The organism is Sphingobium sp. OAS761, from assembly GCF_024168485.1.
Classification (GTDB): domain Bacteria; phylum Pseudomonadota; class Alphaproteobacteria; order Sphingomonadales; family Sphingomonadaceae; genus Sphingobium.
Genome location: NZ_JALJVY010000018.1, coordinates 24,948 through 47,651, shown reverse-complemented (window position 1 = coordinate 47,651; position 22,704 = coordinate 24,948). Strand labels below are relative to the sequence as shown.

Here is a 22,704-nt window from a genome sequence, read left to right as displayed (position 1 = left end):
CTGGGCGTTAGTTGCGGTTGAGGCCCATTTGCCGACTTTGCAGCTTGTCCTTCCAACGGCACTCTAATTCCATGAGATCGGCAAGGGTCGCCGCGGTGCCAACGGTTTCGAGGATCGACACCTGATAGTCGCTAGGATCGCGGCTTTTCAGGCCCACGTTTCCACCATGGCCCGACGAAAAATATTCCCGCCAGCGCCCCAAGAACCCCTCACCGCTGGACGCCATGCCGACATACTGCTCCCGTGTTCGCGGGCAGGTAAGGAGGTAGATCCCGCGCGTCGAGCGCAGGGCCTCCGCCCAATGCGCCGGCATCGTCTCAATGTCAGACAGGTTTAGGATGAGGGCCGCAAAGCCGGGGAACGGATCTTCGCGAAAGGTCCGGCGAAGCTCGACAATCGGCTTGGGAACGCGGTCGCCCCGCTGAATCCAGGCCCGATAGCCCTTCCCCCAGTCAATCCATAGGCGGCCCGCATATTCGGCCAATTCAGGGAGCAACGCCAAGCGATATTGGTTGCAATGCCCTGCCTGCTCCAGCCCTCCCGTGATCGGGTGCGGCCGATCCTGTGCAAGCGGCCCGATCAGCTCGGCCGAGTAAAGGCCGACGAACAGGGTTTCCTTTCCAGGGACGCCCACGAAGGAGGCCCAATACGGCGCGCGCAGGTCCGGTTCATCACCAAAGCCCTGCGTCTCCTGATATGCTTCAAACCGGGGCCGGTGATCGCGCCAGAGGGCATAGGGCGTCGGGAAACCCGGATGCCGGTTATCTTGATGGCGCAGCAGCCGAACGGATGATCGGCCGATCCCGGCCAGGTCAAGAAGGTCGCCAAAAGTGAGCATCATCAGGCCAGTGTCTCTATAGTTTCGTCCACCACTGGCGCGGGGCCGCTGGGAAGCGGGCCGAACAGCGTTTCCAACATCGCATCCATCGTTTCTATCCGCCGAAAATGCTTTGTGGGAACCTTGCTATGATTGACCCGAAGCGGTCGATCGCCATCCTCACGCCGCCCAATGCGTTTCGGACTGGCGAAGCCTGAGAGGTCCGGCAGTCCTTCACCCGGAAGGCCGCCGAACCACCAAAAGGGACCGAGATCGAGATTGAGCGTGACGCATATCCAGATCACGCAACCGCTGGGCTTTTCCGCAAGCGCCCGTGCTACCGATACGGGAGCGGGCTTGCTGCGAATGCCGGTCTTGAACTGGATATGGCGAACGACCGTTCCACGCCCCATGACTAGATCATAGCCGTGAGCGTCGAACTCGGATCGCAGGATTTCTACATCAGTAATTCCGCGCCGCCATAAAGTGCGAAGTGCTTCGCCAACGAAAACATGCTCGACAATGCGCTCGCGCAGCGTCGAGTGTTGCGAGTGCATGTCGATGCTTGCCATTGCGGCCCCGTCCCCCGAATCCCTAATGTGGCACCCTAGCCTTGTCGCGCTGCCAGGTCGCGGATCATAGCGGCCCAGCAGCCCAAAATCAGGCCCTCGGTTCTGTCCTCCTCGCCTGTGACGACAGCAAAGATACCGAGAAGTTCTCCCACTTCGGCGGAAGTTACTAGGCCTTGGCGCGACAATAGGGTGGCGAACAAGGCAAGCGCGCCGCCCATTGCCCGGACCACGGTTTTATCGACGGTGAGAAGATTGAGGCTTGCCGCTTCATCTTCGATGCTCGCTCCCTCGCCCAGCGGAGCGACCCCGCTTGCCGCGTCGATCGCCATTTGCAGATGGGCGTCAGCGCCGTTCAAATTGGTCCTGGCGGCATCGAGCGACCGCAGGGCGGCGCGCATTAAAGTTACCGCCTCTTGGATTGCGCCGGAGGGATTTTCAGTATCTTCCATTCCGCATTTGCCCTTTCTTAGCCGTTCGCATCAACCATTTGGCCCCGTCGATCTGATAGACTGCGCCTTGCCTCTCGTATCGGAAATATCTTATATGGGAAATCCGACAGTTCCGCGCAGGAAGCCGAAAGATGTGTTTTTGGGGTAAGTTTCGACGGAAAACAGCCAAGCGCCGCACTCCGGCCAATCAGGACCGAGAGGCGAATTACTGCACCGAGAGTTTCCGTGAGATACTATCGGCCGCGAAAGCGTTGCGCGCCCATCACAGTCTGAATCGGACCCATTCTCATTTTGATGACATGCTCGGTTACGGTCTGGGCCAACGCTATGAGAACCAGTCCCAAGAAATGATGGTCATGACGGCCGCCATCCTCGCCAGTCATTGCGGCCCGGAAGCCGTAGTGATGTTCTTCCTTCATCTCCGGCACCGCGATCTCGATTTCGGCCTACGTTGGACGAACGACCGCCTTATTCCGCTCACGGCTTTCGCGCGGAAAGTTACCGGCGTCATGGACATTTACGGCCTTGCTGCTGACTTGGCCGCAGGCGGCGAGTTCGAGCAGGATTCTGGTCCATTCCGAGGCCCCGCGCAGATTCTTTGGGACGCAGGCTATGCCGGAACCGCGTCTGACGATCCGATGGTTGAGCAGGCCCGCGCCGATCTTGCCGCCGCCGTGATGGACCCTTGGGGGAAGCCCCTCCCCCCCGTGCGGGCTTCATAGCTGTGACGACCAGGCTCGACGTGATGAGGGCGGCCGACTTTCTGGAAAGAGCGATCGAGTTCCTTCCCGTCCCCGATGGTCCGCCGTTTCCTGAAATTCGGCTCCATCAGGCAAGCATAGCATTCGAGCTGGCGACCAAGGCCGCCATTCTTCATGGCGGCGGCACTCATGCTGACTGCTTACGCGCCCGCCATGATCTTGTCGCCGGGCTTGATGCGGCGCGCCGCTATGGTTTCACGGCTACCGACGCAGCCCAAGCCACGGCACCGACACTCACCCCCTTCTATTCGACCCATCGGCTTGACGAGCTGGCGCGCGATCCCGGCGCGGCCGATGTTGAACGGCTATGTATCGAGGCCGCCGGCCAGGTGGCGCGGGTCCATGCTTGGATGCAGTCTTGCTCAGATGGGCGGGAATAAGGAAGGTTTTGAGATGCCGACAATGTGGGATGATTGGAAGCCGATCAGCACCGCTCCGAACAATAAGCACATCTTGCTTGGGTGGAGCGATGGCGGCGGTGAGTTCGATTTCTTATTTGACGCTGGTGAACTTCACGATGGCGAATGGTTGGATGGAGACACGCAACCTGATTGGTGGATGGACGGGCCTCCGCCACCCCCAAGAAAGCGTCAAGGCTGACAGCGCGGGACCGGCTGCGCGATCGACAGCATCGTGGAAGGACATGATAGGACGATAATACACGAAAATGCACGAAATGCCCTTTTCATGATTGACGGAATGCAGACGTCATTCTACATGATTCGACGTAGAGAGACGAAAGGCATCGAAAATGAGCGAATTTAGCATAACGATCCCGGCGAGCGCCTACAAGGCGTTCGATCCTCCAGTACAGCAGGCGATTATGGCGTATGTCGTGTCACAGCTCGGGGGCGAGGCGTCGATCGGAGCGGTGGATTCGGCCGTAGAGGGGCGCAATGAAAAGGGACTGGCGAAGCTCGACGTAGCGGAGGCCAAGCTGTTTCTGAACAAGTGCAGCGAGAAAACGACGCTGATCCTTCAAGAGATCGTCAATCGCGATGGCGACTTCATGACCTCCGCTATTGCAGAGCTTGTTGGATCGACGACCGGCGAGCTGCGCGGTGCATGGTCTGGGCTAACGAAGCGGGTTCGCACGATCACCAAGGATGCGGAGGCCCATTTGCTCAACTGGTTCAAGCAGGGCGACGAGGATTGGCGAGGCATCATGGCAGCGCAGACCGTCGCTTCCATGCGTATCGCACTTGCCGAGCGCGGCTGACTTCCAGCGGAAGGGATACCACGATGGCAAGAGAAACCACCTACGGCCGCCACATCATCCGGAGCATGAAGATCAGCGGTGAGTGGAATGCGCGGGCCTTTCGAGGAAAGGTCGCCGTTGGAATTGTCCATTCAGGAGCAACCGAGGAGGCCGCGATCCTCGCGGCCAAGGCGGCGATCGACGCGAGCCATGCGGTACAGCGCGCCGCGAGAGGACCGGACGGCTTCCCGACAGCGGTAGAAGTGCGGGCCGCCCTCGCCGCGATCAGCATCACCGATGGACAATCAGCAATGTTGCGCGCCCATTTGCTGGCGCCGGAAAGCATCATGACTGCGACCGAGCTGGCAACCGCAGGCGGCTATGACAGCTATGTCTCCGCGAATAGCCAGTATGGCGCGCTGGGGCGGAAATTGGCCGAAGAGCTGGAATGGAATCCGCCCGCGTTCAATGGCGTGCCGACATGGACATTCGCCCTTGCGACGGGTGCGGATGGAGACAGCCGCGCCGACATGGAGGCGATGGGCTATGAGCAATGGCGCTGGAAACTGCGTCCCGAAGTCGCAGAGGCTTTGAACAACTGACTTTTGAAACCCAAGCCTACGCGCCGTCCTCGTGTCAACATTGGTGGCTGGACGGGGCACCACCGCCCACTACCAAGGGATATTTTCCTATTAGTCTTCAGGTGGAGTAGCCGCAGCGGGTGCCTGCGCTAAACCCGTATCGACTACCTCGGGAAGAGCATCCACATTCTCAACCTCTGTTGTGGCAGTCTGGAGCCGGATCGAACTTCGGATCGAAGCCGCGTCGATACGATCCTGGAAATAGGTTTGCGTCCACGACATCTCGCCCCATTCGTCGGGGCGCGCCTGGAATGCGCCAATACGGCCGTATAGACCACAGAGCCAATCAGCGCATTGGCAAGTCTGATAGCGTTCGCTTTCCACCTGAAAGGGTGGTTCGATGATCCGCCGCCGTGGTTTTGGTCCGCCGTACATTGCCTGGCTCGCGCGCGTCAGGATCGCGTCTCGATCCTGATGTTCGTCCATCACAATTACCATGTCGGAATCGTTCTGATCGGCATATTGGTTGAGGCGCTTCATGGCTTCGCCCAGGACGGTCAGGTACAATGCTTGCGAATTGAACTCTGCAACGGGGCGGTTTTTTTGAAGGCCCACAAAGAAAGCATGGCCTCCGCAATCCCGGATTTTTTTCAGAAGGCGGTTTGTTGCCGTCCTGACTTGCCGATATTTATTGACGTTCATCGTCGTGTAGAGTGCGGAACCTTTCTTCTCCCACGTTGCGGGATGCTGGCCGCTCTTCTCAATTTCCCATGCCAGCAAGTTGCACTTGAGCTGATAGAACCAGGTCGAAAAATGCCGAACTGAGGTATAAGGAAGGATCATGCCGCCAAGCCCGAAAACGGGGCTGTCATTATGGGCGGGGTCGTTTCGACCGATGTATGGCCCTATATGTCCAAACTCATCTAAATACGCGAAATACAGCATGGCATCCCCCAGAATCGCGAAAGCCCACGCAGAGCGTGGGCCTCGGAATTGGGGCAGCCCGTGAGCCGCGTCCGATGCTCATATGATGAATGATCGTCCAAATGTCAATCCTGCCACCTCCATGGAGGGAATTGCAGGTAGGTTCGTTTTAGGTATACCTTTTGAGGACTGGTCTTGGTCCAGTCTCATTATTGCCGTTTGACAACGTAAAAGAGACCGCACTAAAACGGACTGCCTAAAAGAGACCATCCATGTTCGTTCGTGCTTATCTTCGTGCCTCAACCTCGCAGCAGGACGCTTCTCGGGCGAGAGGTGCTCTTGATGCGTTCGCGGCCGAGCGAGGCTTGCGCATCGCCGCCCGTTACATGGAAAACGAAAGTGGGGCGAAGCTCGATCGGCCCGAGCTGTTTCGTCTTTTGGCAGATTGCGAACCCGGCGACGTTCTTTTGGTGGAGCAGGTCGATCGGCTGTCCCGCCTCACGGCTCCGGATTGGATGAAGCTGCGATCGGAGATCGACGCTAAGCAGGTCCGGATCGTGGCGTTGGACCTGCCCACGTCGTGGAGCCTCGCTGTCCCTGGCGACGATTTTACCGCGCGCATGTTCTCTGCCGTCAACAACATGATGCTCGATGTTCTCGCTGCTGTTGCCCGAAAAGATTATGATGATCGGCGCCGCCGCCAGTCCGAAGGGACGGCGCGTGCCAAAGCTGCGGGCTTGTATAAAGGGCGGCCCGAGAACAAGGCGCGCAATGTCGCCATCGCATCCATGCTGGGTGACGGTCGCACCTGGCGGGAGGTCATGGATGCCACCGGATGCAGTCGGACCCTCTTGGCTAAGATTGCCAGAGACCTTCGTTCGCGGTCGTGTGAACAGGCCGAACCGCCCTCCCCTGCCCTGCAACGATAGATGGCTACATTCGTCTCTTTCCTGAGTTGAGAGTTGTTATGTCCACAGAGCCCACCGTTTGCTTCATTGAAAGTTTGGGCTTCCTTGAGGAGCAAACTCACAAAGAAGGTGAGATCATATCTCGGACGTTGCAGCTCTCTGGAAAGAGCAGCGCCTACGCATATATCAGGACTGAGGAAGAGCTTCGGGCTGTCGCCAAGGAATTTGGTGAATCCGACCATCGGTACTTGCACCTGTCATGCCATGGCACAGTGAATGCCAAAGGACGAGCTACCGGCTTTCACCTCACGACCGGCCCGATTGCGTCAGATGACATGGCGGAAATACTTGCGCCTCACGTGGAAAATCGGCGGGTCTTTTTGTCGTCGTGCTTGGCGGCACGCAGCACTTTTGCCCAAAGCCTGCTCAGTCAAAGCAAGTGCTTGTCCGTGCTTGCGCCGATGAATAGCATCAAATTCGATGACGCGGCCGTGTTCTGGACGGCGTTTTACCACCTTATGTTCAAGGGCGGTAAAAGATCCATGGCGGTGAGGCGTATTAAGAAGAATGTCGGGATTTGCGCTTCGCTCGTGCAGGAACGATTTCGTCTCTATTATCGGTGTGATGATGACACTATCGAGAAGGTGACAATCGGACCTTTCACTAGGCCTGACGCCGCTTAGCCGTTTGCGGCGCACAATTTTCCGGTTTTCCCGATGTCAACTTAATCGGAAAAAATGTGCCGATTAAGTTGACAGAAAATCACCCTTCCCTATTGTCCTTCTGGTACAAAAGGAGAACGGTCGATGAGGCTCGGATATGCCCGTGTCAGCACCGGCGAGCAAAACCTTGCCCAGCAGATCGACGCGCTTCGCGCTGCTGGGGCAGATGAAATTTTCGAGGATACGGGGGTCAGTGGATCGGCCGTGTTCAAGCCCGCTTATGGCGACATGCTGCGCCACGCGCGCGCTGGCGATGAGATCGTGATTTGGCGGCTCGACCGCTTGGGCAGCTCCCTCCCCTCGCTGATAGCCGAGCTTGAATTGCTTGGAAGCCTTGGGGTTGGCTTCCGATCCCTCAACGAGCAGATCGAGACGGTGACGCCTGCAGGCAGATTGTTCTTCCATATGGTCGGCGCGTTCGCGCAGTTCGGGCGAGACGTGATCCGTGGGCGCGCCAACGCCGAACTTCAAGCGGCGCGGCGTGCGAGCAAGAAGCTCGGCAGGCCGCCGGTCATCCCGGAGGAACAGTGGAAGCAGGCCAAGCCGCTTTTGACCGAGCCTCACAATATGAGCGTCGTTGCAGTCGCGAGCCTGCTGAACGTCACGCGCCAGGCCATCTATAAGCGTCTCCGTGCGGAGAAGCTTGCCGAGCAGGAGGTGGTGTAGCAGATCGAGGCGCCCTCCTCTCCCCTTCTCCGTTGCGTGGCCGGGGTGGCACCTAGACTCCCTACCCATCCTTGGGCGCAGCACCCCAGGCCCTTGTGCTTGTGGATCATAGCGAGCGCACTGGTCCATCCTTCGCGCCGCCGTTTCTGATTGACGCACCTGGGCGGCTCCCCCTGTCTCATGCGGGTTCGGGCCTTCGGCCCCAAGCAGAAAACCGGCGCTTCGCGCCTACGGCTTCCGCAAGCGGACCCTCCGTTTTTCAGCTTGCCCGCGTCAGGGGGGCCGTCCCTCCAAAGTGCGTCAGCAACGACACACGAAGGAACGAACCATGCAGAACATCGCTGAATTTCGCATCATCGGCCGCATCGGCAGCGCGGAGATCAAGGACAAGGTGGCCTTTCTCGACATCGCCGCCAATTATGGCCGCAAGGTCGGGAACGAATGGGAGGACGATACGCACTGGAACCGCGTTACCCTGTTCGGCAAGAACATCGCTCGCGCTGAAAAGATGGGCAAAGGCGACTTGGTTCATGCGACTGGCCGCGTCCGCCAGAGCCGCTATGAGCGAAACGGCGAAACGGTTTACGGCGTTGACCTGATCGTTGACCGCATCGCCGTGATCGCCAAGAACGGCAGGCCCGCCGACGATCAGCACGACGACGACGCATGAGCCTGGAGGGCGGCGCGCCAGCGTCGCCCTTGCCGTGCAAGCTAAGTTGCAAGCATAAAGGCAAGCCAGGTGATTGCAAATATGCTTGCTAATTAGACAGCGCAAGCGATTGCGAAATCAATTGCGATTTAGATTGCAATTGCGCTTGTGAAAGCGTCAGCAATTGCGCTATTGAAAGCGCAAGCGATTTCGCATTCAGGAGGTTTCATGTCCGTCATTTCCATCGGCAACCCCAAGGGCGGCGCGGGCAAGACCACGCTCGCCCTTGTTCTTGCCGACCAGCTCGCCGCGAGCGGGGTCAACGCCGCCGTGATCGACGCCGATCCCAACGCGATCATTGCGAAATGGGCGGCGAAGCGGGCCGGCGCGAAAAAGGCCATGCCTTATACCGTCGTTCCGCGTCCGACTGAGGGCGAAATGATCCAGACAATCGAGCGCCTGGCTGGCGAGCATAGCATTGTCATCATCGACCTTGAGGGGGCCGCGTCACGCATGACTTCGCGCGCCTTGGCGCGCTCGCACATGGTCCTTGTGCCATTCAATCAATCGCCGGTGGACGCAGAGCTTGCGGCAACGGCGGTCGCGCTGATTGACGAGGAGGGGGAGGCGCTTGGCCGCCGCATTCCGTTTCGTCTCGTCCGGAGCCGGGATAGTGCAGCCATCGCTACCAAAACTTCCAAGCGCATCGCCAGCGCCATCGAGGCGGCGGGATTGCCCACGCTTCCGATCGGCCTGGTCGAGCGTGCCGCCTATCGAGACATTTACGAGTTCGGCGCGCTTTTGAGCGAACTAGATCCCGCCAATACGTCAGGACTGGCGAAGGCGCAGGAGAACGCCCAGCAGCTTACCGAGGCGGTCATTGCCGCACTGAGAGAGGAATACCCGGCATGACGGACTTTGGCTTCAAAAAGCCCGCGGGAGGCTCAGGAGAGCAGAAAGGGAAGGGGATCGACGTTAGCGGCCTTCCGTCCGGTCCTGTCCCCTTGGACCCCATGCGGGAGCGTGCGGCGGTCGAGCGCGGGGAGGCGCTGGGGTTCACCGATCGCGGGCAGGGTGCGGAGAGCGGGCAGGGCAGGGCAGGGCGGCGAAAGCGACCCGCTCCACCGCCAAGCCAGGTGCTCTACATTCGCGCGCCGCAGGATTTGGCGGAATGGTTCGAGCGATACACGGAAGGGCGCGGTTATCGTGCGCTGTGGCAGTCGATCCAAGATTTCCGCGACATGATCGAGGCCGCCGAGGAAGGTCGAGGCGGATCGAGCGGGGAGGCTGCTGGCTGACCCAAAGAGCGGGAGCGAACGCCGGTTGCACCCGGCGTCCTCTCCCTAATCACAACCGCAAACGGAGCTTGCGAATCATGACTGACAACACCCTAGCCAATCCGGCACCGACGAGCGATTCCGCGTGGGCATCAGTCCTTGCCGAATATCGAGAAGCCTGCACCAGCTTGCAGGCCGAGGTAGCCCGCGCTCGCAATGCTGGCGACGACATTTCCGAAGATGCCGCCGCTTCTCACGCCTGGGCAGCTCGCGCGCTGATCGAGACGCCGGCGACCCATCTGGTTCACATCGGCCAGAAGATCCGCGCGGCCGACAATCTCGTGAACCTCGCCGCGCTCTATCCTGGCTTGCCGGACATTTTGTTGAACGACCTGTTTGGCCTGCTGGGAATCGACAGCGGCGATCAACGCCTGCTGCCCTATCCGGTGCAATGAGCAATATCCGAATTTGTGTTGAAGTGAATATTCGTCCACCTAAATCCTAGAGTGCGTGGCGGGGGAATCGCCCCCCCAATATCGGCTTCCCCGTCACCACCAGCGTCATGAGGCGCATGGTGACAGGAGAAGCCGCTATGAGCATCACGAGCATCTTTGCCGACATGCCCACGGGCGTCATCGTCGTGATCGCACTGATTGCGGCGGCGCTAGCCGTGCGGTTTCGCGGCATCGTCTCGCTCGCTTTTGCCGCTTTCTGCCTGTTCGGATCATGGAACGCGGGTGACGCGCAGCCCGTGCTGTTGGCGCTGGGCATGGGCATCGCCAGCTATGCGATCCTGTCGGTGGTTGGCGGCATCTTCGGCGGGAAGGCGCCCGACGATGACGTGCCCGATCGCGGCTTTGACCATGACGCCGAATACGCGCGCCTCATTGAGCAGCACCACCGCCGCGAACGGGAAGGCCGCTTCTAGTCCGCCTTCAACGCAGTAAGTGCCGCAGCCACCTTCGCGCCCCCGTGCTTGGCGAGGGCGGTTGCGATGGCCTTTGCGTCTGCCCGTTCCAATTCGCCGATCTTGATCCGTTCGAGCGCCGCGAGAAGCACCGGCCTACCAGCATCGCGCAAGGCTTCCTCCGCGTCACGCTCTCGCTTCATTATGTCCGCCAGAAGCTGCTCAGCCTTTGCGCGTTCCTGGCGGATTGTTTCGAGTGCCGGAGCCTTTGCCATGGTTGATTTCCTTCCTGTTGTGATGAGTTGGGCGGCGATCAGCGCGGGGCCGAACGGGGAGCGTCGGTTGAGGTCATAGCGCGCGAGTGCGTCATATCAGTGCAGCCAGCAAGGCGATTGCCATGCCGCAGACCGAGGCGATCGCCGCCCGAAAGTGCCACTGGACGATTTGCCTGCCACGATCGCGCACCCGCCTGTCCAAGATCGTGTTGAGTTCGATCGTGTCCCGGCGAATGATCCACGCGCAATAGATCGCAACGCACGCGAAAATCACCGCCAACAAGATCATAGTCCAGCATCTCGAAAAGACAAATCCGGACTGTTCTAGCGCAGTCGCGTGCAATGTCCATATTGGGCGGAATGCGTCTGATGGCCGAACACCCAATCAAACCACGCGCGGCGAAGCCGCTCCGCTTCCCGCTCATATCGTGACGGCGCAGTCAGGGACGTAGTTTGGACCAGTCGCGCGCCGATCGACAAGCCCACCGCCCCGTCCACGTTTTTTGAGATGTGCTTGAGGGGAAGGAAGTAGGATGGTAGGGGTAAGACGAAGAAGGTAAGTTTGCAGGATAGTATAGCTGACGGCATTGTAACACAATGCCTTGGCTATGACCGCTGCACGGGGCTTGAAATGGCGCATCTGACGTTGCGGATTGACGATGACATTGCCGCCGCAATCGACATGCTGGCGAAGGCGGCAGGCATGACCCGCAGCAAGTGGGTCAGCCGGGCAATCATGGACGCGCTGCCCGCTCGACCCGATGAGGTCCGCGACATTCCGACCGTAGAATCGGCGTCCAAAATGGTTTCGCTGCGCTTCCCAATTGACGAGCTGGCCGCAATGGATTTGGTCGCTTCGCAAGCCGGTTTGACCCGCTCGCAATGGATCAAGCGCACATTGCGTTGGCAGCTTTGGACGAGGGCAGGGGAGTTACGCCTTATCCCGTCGAGCCATCGAGCAATCATCAAATTGGTGAGCCAGGTCCGCGCGATCGGACGTTCTCTCAACCAGGCCGTAAAAGCGATGAACGCGGCAAACCGGCCAGACAGCCCGCTTGAGGTTCAGCGTGTGGCCGGGGAGGTCATTGCGTTGGAAGGGCGAATTTCCGCGACCGTCAATGAAGCCGCGAGCGGCTTGACCGCGATCGTATCGGGCGAGGTCTATTACTGGACGGGACGCGAACGGAAGCTGCCTAGTCTCATCGAGGGCGAGCTGTGAACCCCTTTGAATTTTCGGCTCGCACCCTTGAGGAGCTTGAACGTGTCCAGGGCGCGAGCGGGGGAGGGCGCGGGAAGGTCGATCGCCGGGGGAACCGCAAACTTGAACGCGCCCTGGGCAGCATGTTGCGCGCGCCGCACGAGTTGGCCTTTGCCGGCGTTGGCCGCGTATCCGATGCCGTCAGCAGTCGCACCAGCAGCAGCACAAGCGCCCGCAGCGCGATGGCCTTGCAGCGGATGGACCGCACCGCGAAGCGCGTGCCCCAGGTTGTCGTGAAGATCACGAGCCGCCTTCATGGCGCGCCTAGCACCGTGGGCGCCTTCACCTATGTTGGCCGTATCGGAATGTCCGACAAGGAGGAGCTGGGCATTGAGACGAGTGAGGGCAAGCACCTCATGAGCGCCCAAGAAATGTTGCTGCTCGCGCGGGAATGGCAACAGTGGGAGCAGGCCGACGAAGCGCGCCGGAAGGGCGCGACAGCGATTGCGATGGTGTTTTCCATGCCACCGGGAACGGACCCGGAGAAGGTCCGAGAATCTGTCAGGGAGTTTGCCGAAAACGACATGGCAAATCGCCGCTGGGTGATGGCGCTGCATACCGATGAACCCCACCCGCATGTTCACCTCATTATTGCCGGTCGTGACAATGACGGGCGTAGGTTCAACCCCAATCGCGAGTTCCTACAACATGCCCGTGAGCGGTTCGCGGAGAACCTTCGCGCTCGTGGAATCGAGGCCGACGCGACCATACGCATGACGCGCGGTTATCCGCCCAAGCAAGACCCGTCGCCCGTCTTGAAGATGCGGGAGAGGGGCGCGCAGCCCGTCGCCGATAAGGGCCGCGCCGACATGATCGCGGCGCGCACTCCCGACGCCGAAAAGCGGCTTTCCCAGCGCGACAGCGAGCGGACCAAGACTGCCGAAAATTTCTCGACGGTGCGAGCCGTCTATACGCGCGCCATCGCGGAGCTTGAAGCCCATGGCGGTGCGGCCGAGGTCGATCGGGCGAGGGCGCTGCGCGTTTTCGTGGACGGGATGCCGGCGCCGAACAGTGCCCGCGCCGAGATTATCGAGCGCCTGAAATCCGGCGATGCTTTGCCGAAGGAATATGAGAAGGACTCGGAGCTTGAACGCCTGAAAGCGCGCGTGCAGCGGCGCGACGGGGATCAACGCACCGCTGCCCTGGATAGGATTGGCAGCGCTACCGCCAAGGTCAAATCCGCCTCGGCCGAGCTGAAGAAGGGCGGGGCCAGCGCCGGGGCAGGGGAGGCGGAGCCGTCCGTCTTTGACCGCATCGGAGCGAAGTCGGTCGAGCTGAAGAGTGGTAGCACCGCGCCCGACCCCGCGCGCGATCCGTCGTTGGTGAGCGCGCGCGAGCGGCTGCAAGCGATGCAGAAAACGCTCAATCAAACCATCAGGGATCGTGATCGCGGGAAGGAGCGCGATCGGACGCAGGATCGCGAGCGCGACAAGGATAGGGGAGGGCCGGGCCGATGACGGACGAGGAGCTTTTGACCGCCTTGCTTGACCAGATCGGAACGCTTGCCGAGGGCGTGCAGGCGGTGATGGAAAACCAGCAATCGCTTGCGGCCAAACTGGACGAACAAGCCTGCAGCCTCGTGGCGATCGGCGTTGCCGTCGGCATGACCTATCTCGCCACTGGCGCCGATCATCCCTTGCCGGTCGACGTGCTGGAAGATCGGGCCTTCGCTCGATTCCTCGAAAGCTATCCGATTGATGGGCCGCCGATCGCTGGCAAAGCGGCCATGGACGCGCACCTGGCGCAACTGGATGAGGTTGACCCCGCGCGTCTTGCTGCCGGTTTCCGCGATCTTGAGCGGCAGGCCAATCTATCCATGATCGAGCGTATCCGAAACAAGCAGATCGAGCGCATTGCGCGGCAACGATATGGCGACCTTGAGGCCATCGGAAAGGGTCGCACCACTGCCCTGGCTCCGGGCAACGATCGTGAAGGTTCGGACTGATCGTCTTAACTGGCTGCGCGACATCGACCTGCGCCGGCACAGCCAGGTTGGTGTCAACAAGGGGGAGGCCCACAATCCCACGCCCGAACGCTCATCTTCAACCAGCTTTGCGACCTGCGCGCCCCGGCGGTTCGAGAACCCGATCCATCGTGCTTCCGGCTCCAACCTGCTCGTCACGGCCATCATCCTATGGAACACGCATTCTCACGCTGACCGGCGACTATAGTTGGAGTGTTGAAGATCGGCCCGATCCAGATGCCTTGCGACCGCTCTTCGTCGTCAGTTCCTTTCTGACCGTATGACATTTCCGACCCGTGCATTACTCAGCGGCTAAGTTCAGTAGGAGGGGGCATGCTGATGAGCGAATTCTTGCGTTACCGACGATCTCCCAGAAACTCCGCCAGGACGGCTGCGTGGTTCACCACAGGATCGCGTGCTGCGTAAAGCAGCGTGACGTCCTGCTTTTTCGCTAGTGCGAGCAGCTGCTCAACCACTTCAGTGTTGTGGGTCAACTCATCACAGTATTTTTGCCGAAAGGCGTCGAAACGCGCCGGATCATGGGCGAACCATCCTCGCAGGTCCGGACTGGGCGCGATGTCCTTGAGCCACAGATCGAGAGCCGCGGCTTGGCGAGAGACCCCTCTCGGCCACAACCGATCGACAAACACGCGGCAGCCATCGTCTGGTGCGAGAGGCGCATAGATCCGCTTGATCTGTATCTTGCCCATCAACTGTCTTTGCTAGGTTTGTGCCCGATCCAGGCCGGAGGGTCGCTTGCCGGGAAAGACTCGATCGAAGCCTCATCGATTTCATCAATAAGCTCGCCGCTTGTGACGAGTTCACGCACCTGGCGCACGATCTCCAGCTTGAGGCCGGCCAGGATCGAAGCGCTGCGACTTTCATTGGCCGACGTCACGCAACCGCAGAAACGCTCGAGCACGACCTCTTCGACAAGCAGATTGAGCGGTCGATCCTCAACGCGGTGGCGTTCGGCGATGCGCCGCGCCGCGGCGACGATCGTTTCGGGATCAATCGGATCATCATACTCATGCGTCATGGGCCCGCTCCGTATTCTCCTAAACGAAAGCCATTTTGACTGCAGCGATCAGAACGTCGAGGTTCAATCCCGCCTTCGCATCACGCCAGATTGAACAAGGTCAGCATTCCGCCAATCGCGATCCCGAAGCCCATCATCATGACACCGGCGATTCGCAGAATATAGGTAAGCGCATCCTCATCCTCATTCCCCGCTCGCAACCGGCTCGCGGGCGGTTTCGGGCGTCCGATAGCCCGCCTGAAGCTGGCCTGCCGAAACGCCATGTTGAAACCGAGCAAGACAAGAAGAAGTCCGAAAACATCTACGATCCACACATATCCGGGCACATTTCTCTCCTGAAGTTTCCAGGATTGCCGGGCACGCTCATCCCGCACATGCCGCCAATCCCTGTTCGAGCCCGGCGATCAGATCCTGCTCGGCTTCGAGGCCGACCGAAAGCCGCAGCAGGCTATCGCTGATGCCCGCTCTTGAGCGCGCCTCCTCGCCCATGTCGGCATGGGTCATGGTCGCCGGATGCGCGACCAAGCTCTCGATCCCACCCAGCGATTCCGCGAGCGTGAAATAGCCAACCGCGGCGACAAACCGCCGTACGGCTTCCACTCCTCCGGCGAGCTCGAAACTCAGCATCGCGCCGAAACCGCGTTGTTGACGCGAGGCGATCCTGTGCCCTGGATGTGCGGGAAGTCCGGGGTAATGCACCCGGGCGACCGCCGGATGCCGCTCGAGAAATCGGGCGACGATCATGGCGCTACGCTGTTGCTGCTCCATTCTGGGAAACAATGTGCGAAGACCGCGCAGGGTCAGCCAAGCATCGAACGGCGCACCGGTGGTGCCTACGACGTTCGCCCAGTGGCGCAGCTCTTCGACCTGCCCCGGATCGGCAGCAACCACCGCACCCCCGATTACATCGGAATGGCCGTTGAGATATTTGGTCGTGGAATGAACGACGTAATCGGCGCCCAGCGCGAGCGGCTGCTGGATGGCCGGCGACAGGAATGTGTTGTCGACCGCAACCGCGGCGCCCGCCGCACGCGATTTCGCGGCAAGCTCCGCGATATCGACGACCCGCATCAGGGGATTGCTCGGCGTCTCGATGAGAACCAGCGCCGGAATTTCCTCCAACGCGGCGGCAAAGGCCCTCTCGTTACCCTGGTCAACGAACCGGACGACGCAATGCCCCCGGTTCGCACGCGCGTTCAAGAGGCGCATCGTGCCGCCATAGCAATCATGCGGCGCAAGGATGAGATCGCCTGGTCCCAATCGTCCGACAAGAAGGTCGAGAGCTGCCATACCGCTCGATGTCATGATCGCCCCGGCTCCGCCCTCCAACCTTGCCAGCGCCTCGGCAAGAAGGTCGCGCGTCGGATTGCCTGCCCGGCCGTAATCGTAGGAACGCGGTTGATCGTAGCCGGCAAACTCATAGGTGCTCGAAAGATAAAGCGGTGGGGCGACCGCTCCAAAGGCAGCATCGCTGGCAACGCCGTGCGCGGCGGCGATCGTCTGGGCGCGAGGCACCTGATCCTTAGATTTAGTCATTGAAGTGGCGTCCCTCGGTTACTTCGCGCACGATGCGGGCTCGGCCGAATTGCCGGTCTGAGTGCCGAATGAAATGGTGAGTGACCGGCCTGACCGAACTTCGGAAGACGCCGGCTGCGGCAGGGGGACCGCGAGTCGGCGTCTAGCCCGGTGAAGTAGCCGTTGAGCCAAAGCACCTGCGCCGCTGTTGGCGACGCGGTCAGATCCTGAACCGATCGCCATTGCTCCAGAGTCAGGGGATTCCCTGGATGCTCGCTCTGCGTCATGCACTTGTCCTCGGCTGCCGTCTCCGTTCCCGCGCTCCGGCCTGCTTTCGCGGGATCCTCTCCGGGCGCTGTTGTCGTGAAGCCTCTTCACTCTGCAGATCGGGTTGTGTCGGTTAAATTAGCATAAGACAAATGAATGTTATTCATATTTTATAACATCATAATTGCATTGAATGGCACTTACTCACCCAGTTGTTCGAAAATGCCGGTGAAGAGCGGTCGCATACGCTGGATTTCCTCGCGATGGACGGCGGACAGGGAGTCGAGTAGCGTATAGGCCTTGGGGGTGAGGCGCAGCAGCGCCCGCCTGCGATCAACAGCAGCCGCCTCGCGCGTAATCAGCTTCAACGCCTCGAGGCGATTGATCAGGCCCGTGGCGCTGTGCGGCTTCAATATCAGACGTTCCGCGACATGACCAACGGTGGCCTCATCCGGCGCACAGCCCCGGATCGCGAGCAGCGCCTGATGCTGCTGCGGCGTCAACCCGACTTCGATGGCCTGCTCCTCGCTGAACGCCTGGAAGCGGCGGATGGCATGGCGAAACGAGGCCAGCGCCGCATAGTCGGCATCTCCCAGCAATTTATCCTTTTGCCTCAAATGATCCTCACTTGTTGAACTATATCGCAATACGATATAGTCGGCGCGCACATATTTTTACAGGATAATGCCGATTCATGTCCCTGACACCCCCGCGCGCCGTCGAAGGCCATCAACTTGCCGACCATAGCGTCGACCGCCGCATGGTCATGCTGGCGGCAATGGCCATCGTGGTCGGAACGGGCGGCGCCTTTGGCGCATGGGTGCTGGTCAAGCTGATCGCGATCGCCACCAATCTCTTCTGGTTTGGTCGTCTCTCCGCCGATCACTCGGTGATTACCGATGCATCGGTGGGCTGGCTGGTGATAGTGATCCCCATCATCGGCAGCCTTATCGTGGGTCTGATGGCGCGCTTCGGATCGGACAAGATCCGCGGTCATGGCATTCCCGAGGCGATCGAGACGATCCTGTTCGGCGAGAGCCGGCTGTCGCTCAAGGTCGCACTGCTCAAACCCCTGTCCTCGGCGATCTCGATCGGCAGCGGCGGCCCCTTCGGGGCGGAAGGACCGATCATCATGACGGGCGGCGCCATAGGCTCGCTCTTCGCCCAGTGCTTCCACCTCAGCGCAGCCGAGCGCAAGACGCTGCTCGTGGCGGGTGCGGCAGCCGGCATGACCGCCATCTTCGGTACGCCGCTCGCCGCGATATTGCTGGCCGTCGAAGTGCTCTTGTTCGAGTGGAAACCGCGCAGCTTCGTCCCCGTGCTCGTCGCAGCCCTCATTTCCTTTGCCTGGCGTCCGCTGCTCCTCGGATCGGGACCGATGTTCCCGATGACAGCCATGGTCCCACAGACAAGCTGGGCGCTGCTCGCTTCCGGCGGGATCGGCCTCGTTGTCGGCCTTGAAGCGGCACTGCTCTCAACCTCCCTTTACCGCATCGAGGATCTCTTCCACCGCCTGCCATTCCACTGGATGTGGTGGCCGGCGATCGGCGCGGTGGTCGTCGGTCTGGGCGGTCTCATTGATGCCCATGTGCTGGGTGCAGGATATGCAAGCATCGAGGCCCTCCTAAACGCTTCGCTATCGCTCCGGGTCGTTGCCGCGCTCCTCGTCGTGAAGGCCATCGTCTGGCTGGTCGCGCTGGGATCTGGCACGTCTGGCGGCGTTCTCGCCCCGCTCCTCATCCTTGGCGGTGCCGCCGGGTTCCTGCTTGGGCAATTCCTGCCCGGTGATCCGGGATTCTGGGCGATGATCGGAATGGCGGGAATCATGAGCGGCGCCATGCGTGCGCCGATGACCGGCGCGATCTTCGCGGTCGAACTCACCGGGCACTTCAGCGCCATCCCATGCACGATCGCGGCTGCGGGCGGCGCCTATGCCATCAGCGTGCTGCTGATGCGGCGATCGATCCTCACCGAGAAAATCGCGCGGCGCGGACGGCATATCCTGCAGGAATATACGGTCGATCCGCTCGACCTCATCCAGGCCGGTCAAATCATGACGCGCGATCCGGCGACCCTACCGGGCACGATGACCGTGGAGGCGGCGGTATCCTTCTTCGCAACCAAAGCCGTGCATCGCAGCTATCCGGTGACCGACCCGCAAGGAAGATTGCTGGGTCTCGTCTCTCGCACCGATGCCCTGCGCTGGCAGGGCGACCGCGACGACGATCAAACGCCGCTCATCGACGCCATCTCGGACGCAGCACAGCCCGTTGCCTATCCGGACACGCCGACCGGCGTTGTCGCTGATCTCATCGTCGAATCCGGGATCGGTCGTATTCCAATCATCGAGCCCGAAACCAGGCGCGTGCTCGGCATCCTTTCGCGCCAGGATCTGCTCAAGACCCGCAGCGCGAACCGCCATGCCGAACTTGGTCGCTCACGCCATCTCGGAACAAAGCTCCAACCACGCACGCAGTAAAACGGTCTAGGATCGGTCAGTTACGACGTGCAAGAACGGGACCGGGGAACCAACCCGCACCTATTTTCGTTCGTATTGCGATACAATCTCCTGCCGCGGCATCGGGAAAAGGAGGAACGGGGGGCCATCGCATGTCGGACGCCAAGGTGCTGCTGCTGGTCGAGGACGAGCCGCTTATCCTGTGGACGCTGCAGGAGATGCTAGAATTCGGCGGATATGTGGTCATCGCCGCGACCTGTGGGGTGGATGCCATCACCATTCTCGATAGCCGCCATCCTGAAATCGCCGGAGTGGTCACCGATGTGAGGCTTGGGGTGGGTCCCAACGGATGGGAGGTATCGTGGCGCGCCCGAGAACTGCAACCGGATATTCCTGTGGTGTACGCATCGGGAGATAGCGCCGCAGAATGGCCGCTTTATGGTGTTCCCAAAAGTATCATGGTTCCCAAGCCATACGGAACGTCGCAAATGCTGACGGCGATCTCGTCCGTTCTTATATCCTCGACGCCCTGAGCGTCTCGTCGCCAGTTCCTACAAACGACCTGCGTTTTCGAGATCGAGAGCGCTGAGAAGCGCGGCTGCGTCACAACAAATTTCTTGATGGAAAACTTCAATATCTTGCGGTTTTGCGTTGGCTCGATCCCGCTAGAAGGCACAATATGTGTAAACCTCTTCTCGCGCTCGTCGCGCTGCTTTTGATCCCGTCTGAACTCGAGGCGAAGGACAAGGTAAAGCCGTCATTGCAATTCACCGTTCTCGAAGACGACTATCAGTGGAACAATGACATCGAGCAGGCACGCTCCGCTCTTGCCCGGGAGATTCCGCCAGGCACGTCCTTCTGGAGCGCACTCGACATCCTCCAAGAGGCTGGCGCGCATTGCACGGGTGATCGCCAAGATCCCAGCCTCGCTCGCTGCGTCTATTCCGACTGGATGACGGTGCATGACTACTACCGAGCCAATTTCTACTGGACGGCGGTCGTCCGCCTTGACGATGGCAAGGTGGGGAGCCTCACGCTCGATCGCACCGTCGAGGAGAAATGAGCGGGAACCGGGTTCGGCATCGCCGAATTTGTGCCGCGGTCGTCGGTCAGCGAATCCTGGAAGGCTGCGCGCACGCGCCAGCAGCAGACGTGGCAGTCCAGCTTCTGGCGGTGGAAGAAAACACATCGGGCTTCAGTTGGACCACCCGCCGCCAAGTGCGAGGAACAGCGTAATCTGATCGTCATTGATTGCCGCGCGCGCCTCCGCCGCTGCCTGATCCGCCGCGACGCGGTCGCGTTCGGCCTCGAGTGCTGGCAGCGCGGCGATCTTGCCTCCACGCCGCAACTGACCCACCCGCATCGCTGCTCGCGCGGCATCCTCGGAGGCGCGATCCAGGCCTTGCTGCTGCTCAAGCCCGGCGGCGTAGTTGGTCAGCGCCGTTTCAACCTCGCGCAGGGCCTTGATCACCACGCCATCAAATGCGGCCAGGTCGCCGCGGCTTTGGGCTTCTGTTGCCGCGATGCGGGCGCGAACGGCGTGCCGGTTGAGCGTCCAGCTGATCATCGGGCCGAGACCGAAACGGTTGGTGAGCGGCGACAGGAAATCGGCGGCAGCGCCGGTGGAACCGACCGATGCTCCCAGACGGATGTCGGGATAGAGATCGGCGGTGGCGACCCCGATCCGCGCTGTCGTCGCGGCGAGACGGCGCTCAGCCATACGGATGTCGGGCCGGCGCTTGAGCAGCGCCGCACCATCGCCAACGGGGATCACGCGTCTCAGCGCTAGCGGTGCGTGACAGGCTAGCAGGCCAGGATCCGCTTCGCCCGGCGTGCGACCAGCCAGCGCCGTGACACGAAAAAGGGCGTTGCGCTGACGCGCCACCAACCGTGGCAGCCGTGCCTTGCTGGTTTCGAGCAAGGCTTGCCGCCGGTCCAATTCATAGGGAGCCGCGCGTCCATGCGACACCATAATCCGGGTCAGACGAACGCTTTGCTCCAGGACGGCAATCGCACGGTCGAGCACAGTGCGCTGATAGCCCGCGTTGCAGATGTCGGCATAGGCGCGCGCCGTTTCGGCCGCGACGGTCACACGCACCAGGTCGCGCGCTGCGACGGCCGCTTCGGCATCGGCGTTCGCCGCCTCGATCCCACGCCTTATTCCGCCAAACAGATCGAGATCATAGCTGGCGCCGATCCCCATATTGTAGATTTGCCGCGTCGGCGGCTTCACATGGCTCAACTCGGCTTCCGCCGAGCGCTGGGCCCAGCTTGTTTCGGCGTTGACGCTGCCCTGGATCTCCCGGCCCACATTTCGCTCGTCAAGCAAGGCCAGGCTGCGTTCGAGATTGGCCTCGGCCACGCGCAGATCCGTATTGGCGAGGAATGCCTGTTCTATCAGCCGGTCGAGGACCGGGTCTTCGTAGAGCCGCCACCAGTGATCCGGCAGCGGCTCCTGTGTGGTAACGACGCTTCCTGATTGAAATGCGCTTTGCGCCATAGGCGCGTTCACCATCGCGGCGTCGGGCACATGATAGTCGGGGCCGACCACCGTGCATCCACTCAGGGCGGCTGCGGCCGCCAGTACCAGCGTACGCCTTACCATGGCAGGCTCCGGTGCACACTGCGCCCGTCATCGCGCGGATGAACGACAACCGTGGCCGTCTGGCCCGGAATCATCCGCACATTGGGCGGAATCCTGTCGATCGTCACACGCACCGGAATGCGCTGCGCCAGACGCACCCAGGTGAAGGACGGATTCACATTGGCCAATTGTCCGTCGGCCCCGGCCCGCTCGCGATCCTCGACACCGCCCGCGATGCTCTGGACATGCCCCTCGATCTCATCGGCAACCCCCATCAGATAGATGCTCGCAGGGTCGCCGACCCGGATCGCCGGCAATTTGGTTTCCTCAAAATAGCCTTCGACGCGGAGCGAGTGATCATAGACCAACGCGAGCGCCGCCTTGCCGGCGGTCAGATAGACCCCGGGCTGGAGCGACATGTTGGATACGGTCCCGTCCACCGGCGCGCGCACGACCGTTCGTTCGAGATTGAAGCGGGCGAGGTCGCGCGCCGCCACTGCCTGTCCAATCGTCGCCCGCAGCCCTTCGACTCGCGCCGAGCCTTGTTCGATCACTTCGGCTGCGATCACTTCGGGCATGGCCCGGTTGCGCCGATCCTCACGCACGGCTTGCGCGAGCGCGGTGCGTTGGCTTGTCACGTTGGCCTCGGCCTGTTCCAGCGCGAGCCGGTAGCGCGGGCGGTCGATGATGAAGAGCACGTCGCCTTTTCGAACCGTCTGGTTGTCGGCGACTTTCACCTCGGTGACGAGCCCGCTGACATCGGCGGCAACCGGCACCATGTCCGCACGCACCTTGCCATCGCGTGTGACCGGCTCGACCTGATAACGCAGCCACAGCGCATATATCCCCGCCAGGATCACGAAAATGACGAGGAGCGTGGCGAGCGATCGCAGGAGATTTTGTCGATGCAGCAT

The 22,704-nt window shown here is 61.0% G+C and carries 31 protein-coding genes and 1 pseudogene; 19 read left to right on the top strand and 13 right to left on the bottom strand.

All coding sequences use genetic code 11. From position 1 onward, the window contains the following. Positions 1-7: 7 nt before the first annotated feature. From J3E64_RS19435 to J3E64_RS19425, 3 genes are read right to left on the bottom strand one after another with little or no spacing between them, the layout of a single operon-like run. Complete coding sequence (locus J3E64_RS19435; protein WP_253344813.1) at positions 8-841, bottom strand: GIY-YIG nuclease family protein; 834 nt, start codon at positions 839-841, stop codon at positions 8-10. Then, entirely contained in the window at positions 841-1,389 is a 549-nt protein-coding gene (locus tag J3E64_RS19430; RefSeq protein ID WP_253344811.1) for a hypothetical protein, read from the bottom strand. The genes J3E64_RS19435 and J3E64_RS19430 overlap by 1 nt, the downstream gene beginning before the upstream one ends. A 35-nt stretch (positions 1,390-1,424) precedes the next feature. Continuing rightward, the gene (locus J3E64_RS19425) at positions 1,425-1,838 is read right to left on the bottom strand and encodes a hypothetical protein (protein WP_253344809.1); all 414 of its coding nucleotides are present in this window, start codon (positions 1,836-1,838) and stop codon (positions 1,425-1,427) included. Between the two features lie 131 nt (positions 1,839-1,969). Here J3E64_RS19425 and J3E64_RS19420 point away from each other — a divergent pair, with 131 nt between their 5' ends. The 4 genes from J3E64_RS19420 to J3E64_RS19405 all read left to right on the top strand — a co-directional run bounded on the left by J3E64_RS19420 (position 1,970) and on the right by J3E64_RS19405 (position 4,399). After that, positions 1,970-2,560, top strand: a complete 591-nt coding sequence (locus J3E64_RS19420) for a hypothetical protein (RefSeq protein WP_253344807.1) — start codon at positions 1,970-1,972, stop codon at positions 2,558-2,560. A gap of 2 nt (positions 2,561-2,562) precedes the next feature. Further along, positions 2,563-2,979: a hypothetical protein gene (locus J3E64_RS19415; protein ID WP_253344805.1), complete on the top strand. Its 417-nt coding sequence runs from the start codon at positions 2,563-2,565 to the stop codon at positions 2,977-2,979. 371 nt (positions 2,980-3,350) lie between these two features. After that, complete coding sequence (locus J3E64_RS19410) at positions 3,351-3,818, top strand: hypothetical protein (RefSeq protein ID WP_253344803.1); 468 nt, start codon at positions 3,351-3,353, stop codon at positions 3,816-3,818. A gap of 23 nt (positions 3,819-3,841) precedes the next feature. After that, entirely contained in the window at positions 3,842-4,399 is a 558-nt protein-coding gene (locus J3E64_RS19405) for a hypothetical protein (RefSeq protein WP_253344801.1), read from the top strand. A gap of 90 nt (positions 4,400-4,489) precedes the next feature. On the opposite strand, the gene J3E64_RS19400 is transcribed toward J3E64_RS19405, so the two are convergent. Then, positions 4,490-5,323: a DUF3800 domain-containing protein gene (locus J3E64_RS19400; RefSeq protein WP_253344799.1), complete on the bottom strand. Its 834-nt coding sequence runs from the start codon at positions 5,321-5,323 to the stop codon at positions 4,490-4,492. A 251-nt stretch (positions 5,324-5,574) separates the two neighbouring features. On the opposite strand from J3E64_RS19400, the gene J3E64_RS19395 reads away from it, so the two are divergent. From J3E64_RS19395 to J3E64_RS19360, 8 genes are all read left to right on the top strand, one after another. Continuing rightward, the gene (locus J3E64_RS19395) at positions 5,575-6,231 is read left to right on the top strand and encodes a recombinase family protein (protein WP_253344797.1); all 657 of its coding nucleotides are present in this window, start codon (positions 5,575-5,577) and stop codon (positions 6,229-6,231) included. Positions 6,232-6,269: 38 nt separating this feature from the next. Then, the gene (locus J3E64_RS19390; protein WP_253344795.1) at positions 6,270-6,893 is read left to right on the top strand and encodes a CHAT domain-containing protein; all 624 of its coding nucleotides are present in this window, start codon (positions 6,270-6,272) and stop codon (positions 6,891-6,893) included. A gap of 123 nt (positions 6,894-7,016) precedes the next feature. Next, a complete protein-coding gene (locus J3E64_RS19385) occupies positions 7,017-7,598 on the top strand; it encodes a recombinase family protein (RefSeq protein ID WP_253344793.1) in 582 nt (193 codons plus the stop codon). 328 nt (positions 7,599-7,926) lie between these two features. Continuing rightward, positions 7,927-8,268 carry a single-stranded DNA-binding protein gene (locus J3E64_RS19380; RefSeq protein ID WP_253344791.1) on the top strand — a complete coding sequence of 114 codons (342 nt, stop codon included), beginning with the start codon at positions 7,927-7,929 and terminating at the stop codon, positions 8,266-8,268. A 207-nt stretch (positions 8,269-8,475) separates the two neighbouring features. Next, positions 8,476-9,159 carry a division plane positioning ATPase MipZ gene (locus J3E64_RS19375; protein WP_253344789.1) on the top strand — a complete coding sequence of 228 codons (684 nt, stop codon included), beginning with the start codon at positions 8,476-8,478 and terminating at the stop codon, positions 9,157-9,159. Between the two features lie 101 nt (positions 9,160-9,260). After that, complete coding sequence (locus tag J3E64_RS19370) at positions 9,261-9,545, top strand: hypothetical protein (RefSeq protein ID WP_253344787.1); 285 nt, start codon at positions 9,261-9,263, stop codon at positions 9,543-9,545. Between the two features lie 77 nt (positions 9,546-9,622). Next, the gene (locus J3E64_RS19365; protein WP_192669651.1) at positions 9,623-9,979 is read left to right on the top strand and encodes a hypothetical protein; all 357 of its coding nucleotides are present in this window, start codon (positions 9,623-9,625) and stop codon (positions 9,977-9,979) included. A 137-nt stretch (positions 9,980-10,116) separates the two neighbouring features. Beyond that, positions 10,117-10,452: a hypothetical protein gene (locus J3E64_RS19360; protein WP_253344786.1), complete on the top strand. Its 336-nt coding sequence runs from the start codon at positions 10,117-10,119 to the stop codon at positions 10,450-10,452. Here J3E64_RS19360 and J3E64_RS19355 read toward each other — a convergent pair. Both J3E64_RS19355 and J3E64_RS19350 read right to left on the bottom strand, forming a co-directional pair. After that, a complete protein-coding gene (locus J3E64_RS19355) occupies positions 10,449-10,706 on the bottom strand; it encodes a hypothetical protein (protein WP_253344785.1) in 258 nt (85 codons plus the stop codon). The two genes, J3E64_RS19360 and J3E64_RS19355, sit on opposite strands and share 4 nt — an antisense overlap. A 91-nt stretch (positions 10,707-10,797) precedes the next feature. Further along, the gene (locus J3E64_RS19350) at positions 10,798-10,995 is read right to left on the bottom strand and encodes a hypothetical protein (RefSeq protein ID WP_253344783.1); all 198 of its coding nucleotides are present in this window, start codon (positions 10,993-10,995) and stop codon (positions 10,798-10,800) included. Between the two features lie 342 nt (positions 10,996-11,337). On the opposite strand from J3E64_RS19350, the gene J3E64_RS19345 reads away from it, so the two are divergent. From J3E64_RS19345 to J3E64_RS19330, 4 genes and pseudogenes are all read left to right on the top strand, one after another. After that, positions 11,338-11,925 (top strand): ribbon-helix-helix protein, CopG family, encoded by a 588-nt coding sequence (locus tag J3E64_RS19345; RefSeq protein ID WP_301287382.1) that lies wholly within the window; start codon positions 11,338-11,340, stop codon positions 11,923-11,925. After that, positions 11,922-13,421, top strand: coding sequence for a relaxase/mobilization nuclease domain-containing protein (locus J3E64_RS19340; RefSeq protein WP_253344779.1), 1,500 nt, complete (start codon positions 11,922-11,924; stop codon positions 13,419-13,421). The genes J3E64_RS19345 and J3E64_RS19340 overlap by 4 nt, the downstream gene beginning before the upstream one ends. Then, positions 13,418-13,909, top strand: coding sequence for a hypothetical protein (locus J3E64_RS19335; protein WP_253344777.1), 492 nt, complete (start codon positions 13,418-13,420; stop codon positions 13,907-13,909). The genes J3E64_RS19340 and J3E64_RS19335 overlap by 4 nt, the downstream gene beginning before the upstream one ends. A gap of 4 nt (positions 13,910-13,913) precedes the next feature. Next, positions 13,914-14,211, top strand: a pseudogene (locus J3E64_RS19330) (Tn3 family transposase); the annotation flags it as partial. A 72-nt stretch (positions 14,212-14,283) separates the two neighbouring features. Here J3E64_RS19330 and J3E64_RS19325 read toward each other — a convergent pair. From J3E64_RS19325 to J3E64_RS19305, 5 genes are all read right to left on the bottom strand, one after another. Continuing rightward, positions 14,284-14,637, bottom strand: a complete 354-nt coding sequence (locus J3E64_RS19325; RefSeq protein WP_253344773.1) for a DUF488 domain-containing protein — start codon at positions 14,635-14,637, stop codon at positions 14,284-14,286. Further along, positions 14,637-14,966 carry a hypothetical protein gene (locus J3E64_RS19320; RefSeq protein ID WP_253344771.1) on the bottom strand — a complete coding sequence of 110 codons (330 nt, stop codon included), beginning with the start codon at positions 14,964-14,966 and terminating at the stop codon, positions 14,637-14,639. Before J3E64_RS19320 ends, J3E64_RS19325 begins: the two co-directional genes overlap by 1 nt. A gap of 80 nt (positions 14,967-15,046) precedes the next feature. After that, the gene (locus J3E64_RS19315) at positions 15,047-15,292 is read right to left on the bottom strand and encodes a hypothetical protein (protein ID WP_253344769.1); all 246 of its coding nucleotides are present in this window, start codon (positions 15,290-15,292) and stop codon (positions 15,047-15,049) included. A 37-nt stretch (positions 15,293-15,329) separates the two neighbouring features. Then, positions 15,330-16,502 carry a cystathionine gamma-synthase gene (gene metB, locus J3E64_RS19310; protein WP_253344768.1) on the bottom strand — a complete coding sequence of 391 codons (1,173 nt, stop codon included), beginning with the start codon at positions 16,500-16,502 and terminating at the stop codon, positions 15,330-15,332. Positions 16,503-16,948: 446 nt separating this feature from the next. Continuing rightward, complete coding sequence (locus tag J3E64_RS19305) at positions 16,949-17,347, bottom strand: MarR family winged helix-turn-helix transcriptional regulator (protein ID WP_056379809.1); 399 nt, start codon at positions 17,345-17,347, stop codon at positions 16,949-16,951. Between the two features lie 95 nt (positions 17,348-17,442). On the opposite strand from J3E64_RS19305, the gene J3E64_RS19300 reads away from it, so the two are divergent. The 3 genes from J3E64_RS19300 (at position 17,443) to J3E64_RS19290 (ending at position 20,269) form a co-directional block, all read left to right on the top strand. Continuing rightward, positions 17,443-19,227 carry a chloride channel protein gene (locus J3E64_RS19300; RefSeq protein ID WP_056379807.1) on the top strand — a complete coding sequence of 595 codons (1,785 nt, stop codon included), beginning with the start codon at positions 17,443-17,445 and terminating at the stop codon, positions 19,225-19,227. Positions 19,228-19,358: 131 nt separating this feature from the next. Then, positions 19,359-19,739, top strand: coding sequence for a response regulator (locus J3E64_RS19295; RefSeq protein ID WP_253344767.1), 381 nt, complete (start codon positions 19,359-19,361; stop codon positions 19,737-19,739). 146 nt (positions 19,740-19,885) lie between these two features. Then, positions 19,886-20,269 carry a hypothetical protein gene (locus tag J3E64_RS19290; protein WP_056379671.1) on the top strand — a complete coding sequence of 128 codons (384 nt, stop codon included), beginning with the start codon at positions 19,886-19,888 and terminating at the stop codon, positions 20,267-20,269. Between the two features lie 132 nt (positions 20,270-20,401). Here J3E64_RS19290 and J3E64_RS19285 read toward each other — a convergent pair whose 3' ends face one another. After that, positions 20,402-21,811, bottom strand: coding sequence for an efflux transporter outer membrane subunit (locus J3E64_RS19285; RefSeq protein ID WP_056379670.1), 1,410 nt, complete (start codon positions 21,809-21,811; stop codon positions 20,402-20,404). Continuing rightward, complete coding sequence (locus J3E64_RS19280) at positions 21,805-22,704, bottom strand: efflux RND transporter periplasmic adaptor subunit (protein ID WP_056379667.1); 900 nt, start codon at positions 22,702-22,704, stop codon at positions 21,805-21,807. Before J3E64_RS19280 ends, J3E64_RS19285 begins: the two co-directional genes overlap by 7 nt.

What these genes read in the sequence shown, in the direction of transcription:
- J3E64_RS19295 (WP_253344767.1), top strand. Translation starts at nt 19,359, where the DNA reads ATGTCGGACGCCAAGGTGCTGCTGCTGGTCGAGGACGAGCCGCTTATC.
- J3E64_RS19365 (WP_192669651.1), top strand. Translation starts at nt 9,623, where the DNA reads ATGACTGACAACACCCTAGCCAATCCGGCACCGACGAGCGATTCCGCG.
- J3E64_RS19355 (WP_253344785.1), bottom strand. Translation starts at nt 10,706, where the DNA reads ATGGCAAAGGCTCCGGCACTCGAAACAATCCGCCAGGAACGCGCAAAG.
- J3E64_RS19400 (WP_253344799.1), bottom strand. Translation starts at nt 5,323, where the DNA reads ATGCTGTATTTCGCGTATTTAGATGAGTTTGGACATATAGGGCCATAC.
- J3E64_RS19425 (WP_253344809.1), bottom strand. Translation starts at nt 1,838, where the DNA reads ATGGAAGATACTGAAAATCCCTCCGGCGCAATCCAAGAGGCGGTAACT.
- J3E64_RS19290 (WP_056379671.1), top strand. Translation starts at nt 19,886, where the DNA reads ATGTGTAAACCTCTTCTCGCGCTCGTCGCGCTGCTTTTGATCCCGTCT.
- J3E64_RS19405 (WP_253344801.1), top strand. Translation starts at nt 3,842, where the DNA reads ATGGCAAGAGAAACCACCTACGGCCGCCACATCATCCGGAGCATGAAG.
- J3E64_RS19350 (WP_253344783.1), bottom strand. Translation starts at nt 10,995, where the DNA reads ATGATCTTGTTGGCGGTGATTTTCGCGTGCGTTGCGATCTATTGCGCG.
- J3E64_RS19300 (WP_056379807.1), top strand. Translation starts at nt 17,443, where the DNA reads ATGTCCCTGACACCCCCGCGCGCCGTCGAAGGCCATCAACTTGCCGAC.
- J3E64_RS19435 (WP_253344813.1), bottom strand. Translation starts at nt 841, where the DNA reads ATGATGCTCACTTTTGGCGACCTTCTTGACCTGGCCGGGATCGGCCGA.
- J3E64_RS19380 (WP_253344791.1), top strand. Translation starts at nt 7,927, where the DNA reads ATGCAGAACATCGCTGAATTTCGCATCATCGGCCGCATCGGCAGCGCG.
- J3E64_RS19390 (WP_253344795.1), top strand. Translation starts at nt 6,270, where the DNA reads ATGTCCACAGAGCCCACCGTTTGCTTCATTGAAAGTTTGGGCTTCCTT.
- J3E64_RS19420 (WP_253344807.1), top strand. Translation starts at nt 1,970, where the DNA reads ATGTGTTTTTGGGGTAAGTTTCGACGGAAAACAGCCAAGCGCCGCACT.
- J3E64_RS19325 (WP_253344773.1), bottom strand. Translation starts at nt 14,637, where the DNA reads ATGGGCAAGATACAGATCAAGCGGATCTATGCGCCTCTCGCACCAGAC.
- J3E64_RS19395 (WP_253344797.1), top strand. Translation starts at nt 5,575, where the DNA reads ATGTTCGTTCGTGCTTATCTTCGTGCCTCAACCTCGCAGCAGGACGCT.
- J3E64_RS19345 (WP_301287382.1), top strand. Translation starts at nt 11,338, where the DNA reads ATGGCGCATCTGACGTTGCGGATTGACGATGACATTGCCGCCGCAATC.
- J3E64_RS19360 (WP_253344786.1), top strand. Translation starts at nt 10,117, where the DNA reads ATGAGCATCACGAGCATCTTTGCCGACATGCCCACGGGCGTCATCGTC.
- J3E64_RS19430 (WP_253344811.1), bottom strand. Translation starts at nt 1,389, where the DNA reads ATGGCAAGCATCGACATGCACTCGCAACACTCGACGCTGCGCGAGCGC.
- J3E64_RS19335 (WP_253344777.1), top strand. Translation starts at nt 13,418, where the DNA reads ATGACGGACGAGGAGCTTTTGACCGCCTTGCTTGACCAGATCGGAACG.
- J3E64_RS19370 (WP_253344787.1), top strand. Translation starts at nt 9,261, where the DNA reads ATGCGGGAGCGTGCGGCGGTCGAGCGCGGGGAGGCGCTGGGGTTCACC.
- J3E64_RS19375 (WP_253344789.1), top strand. Translation starts at nt 8,476, where the DNA reads ATGTCCGTCATTTCCATCGGCAACCCCAAGGGCGGCGCGGGCAAGACC.
- J3E64_RS19410 (WP_253344803.1), top strand. Translation starts at nt 3,351, where the DNA reads ATGAGCGAATTTAGCATAACGATCCCGGCGAGCGCCTACAAGGCGTTC.
- J3E64_RS19280 (WP_056379667.1), bottom strand. Translation starts at nt 22,704, where the DNA reads ATGCTGCATCGACAAAATCTCCTGCGATCGCTCGCCACGCTCCTCGTC.
- J3E64_RS19385 (WP_253344793.1), top strand. Translation starts at nt 7,017, where the DNA reads ATGAGGCTCGGATATGCCCGTGTCAGCACCGGCGAGCAAAACCTTGCC.
- J3E64_RS19320 (WP_253344771.1), bottom strand. Translation starts at nt 14,966, where the DNA reads ATGACGCATGAGTATGATGATCCGATTGATCCCGAAACGATCGTCGCC.
- J3E64_RS19285 (WP_056379670.1), bottom strand. Translation starts at nt 21,811, where the DNA reads ATGGTAAGGCGTACGCTGGTACTGGCGGCCGCAGCCGCCCTGAGTGGA.
- metB (WP_253344768.1), bottom strand. Translation starts at nt 16,502, where the DNA reads ATGACTAAATCTAAGGATCAGGTGCCTCGCGCCCAGACGATCGCCGCC.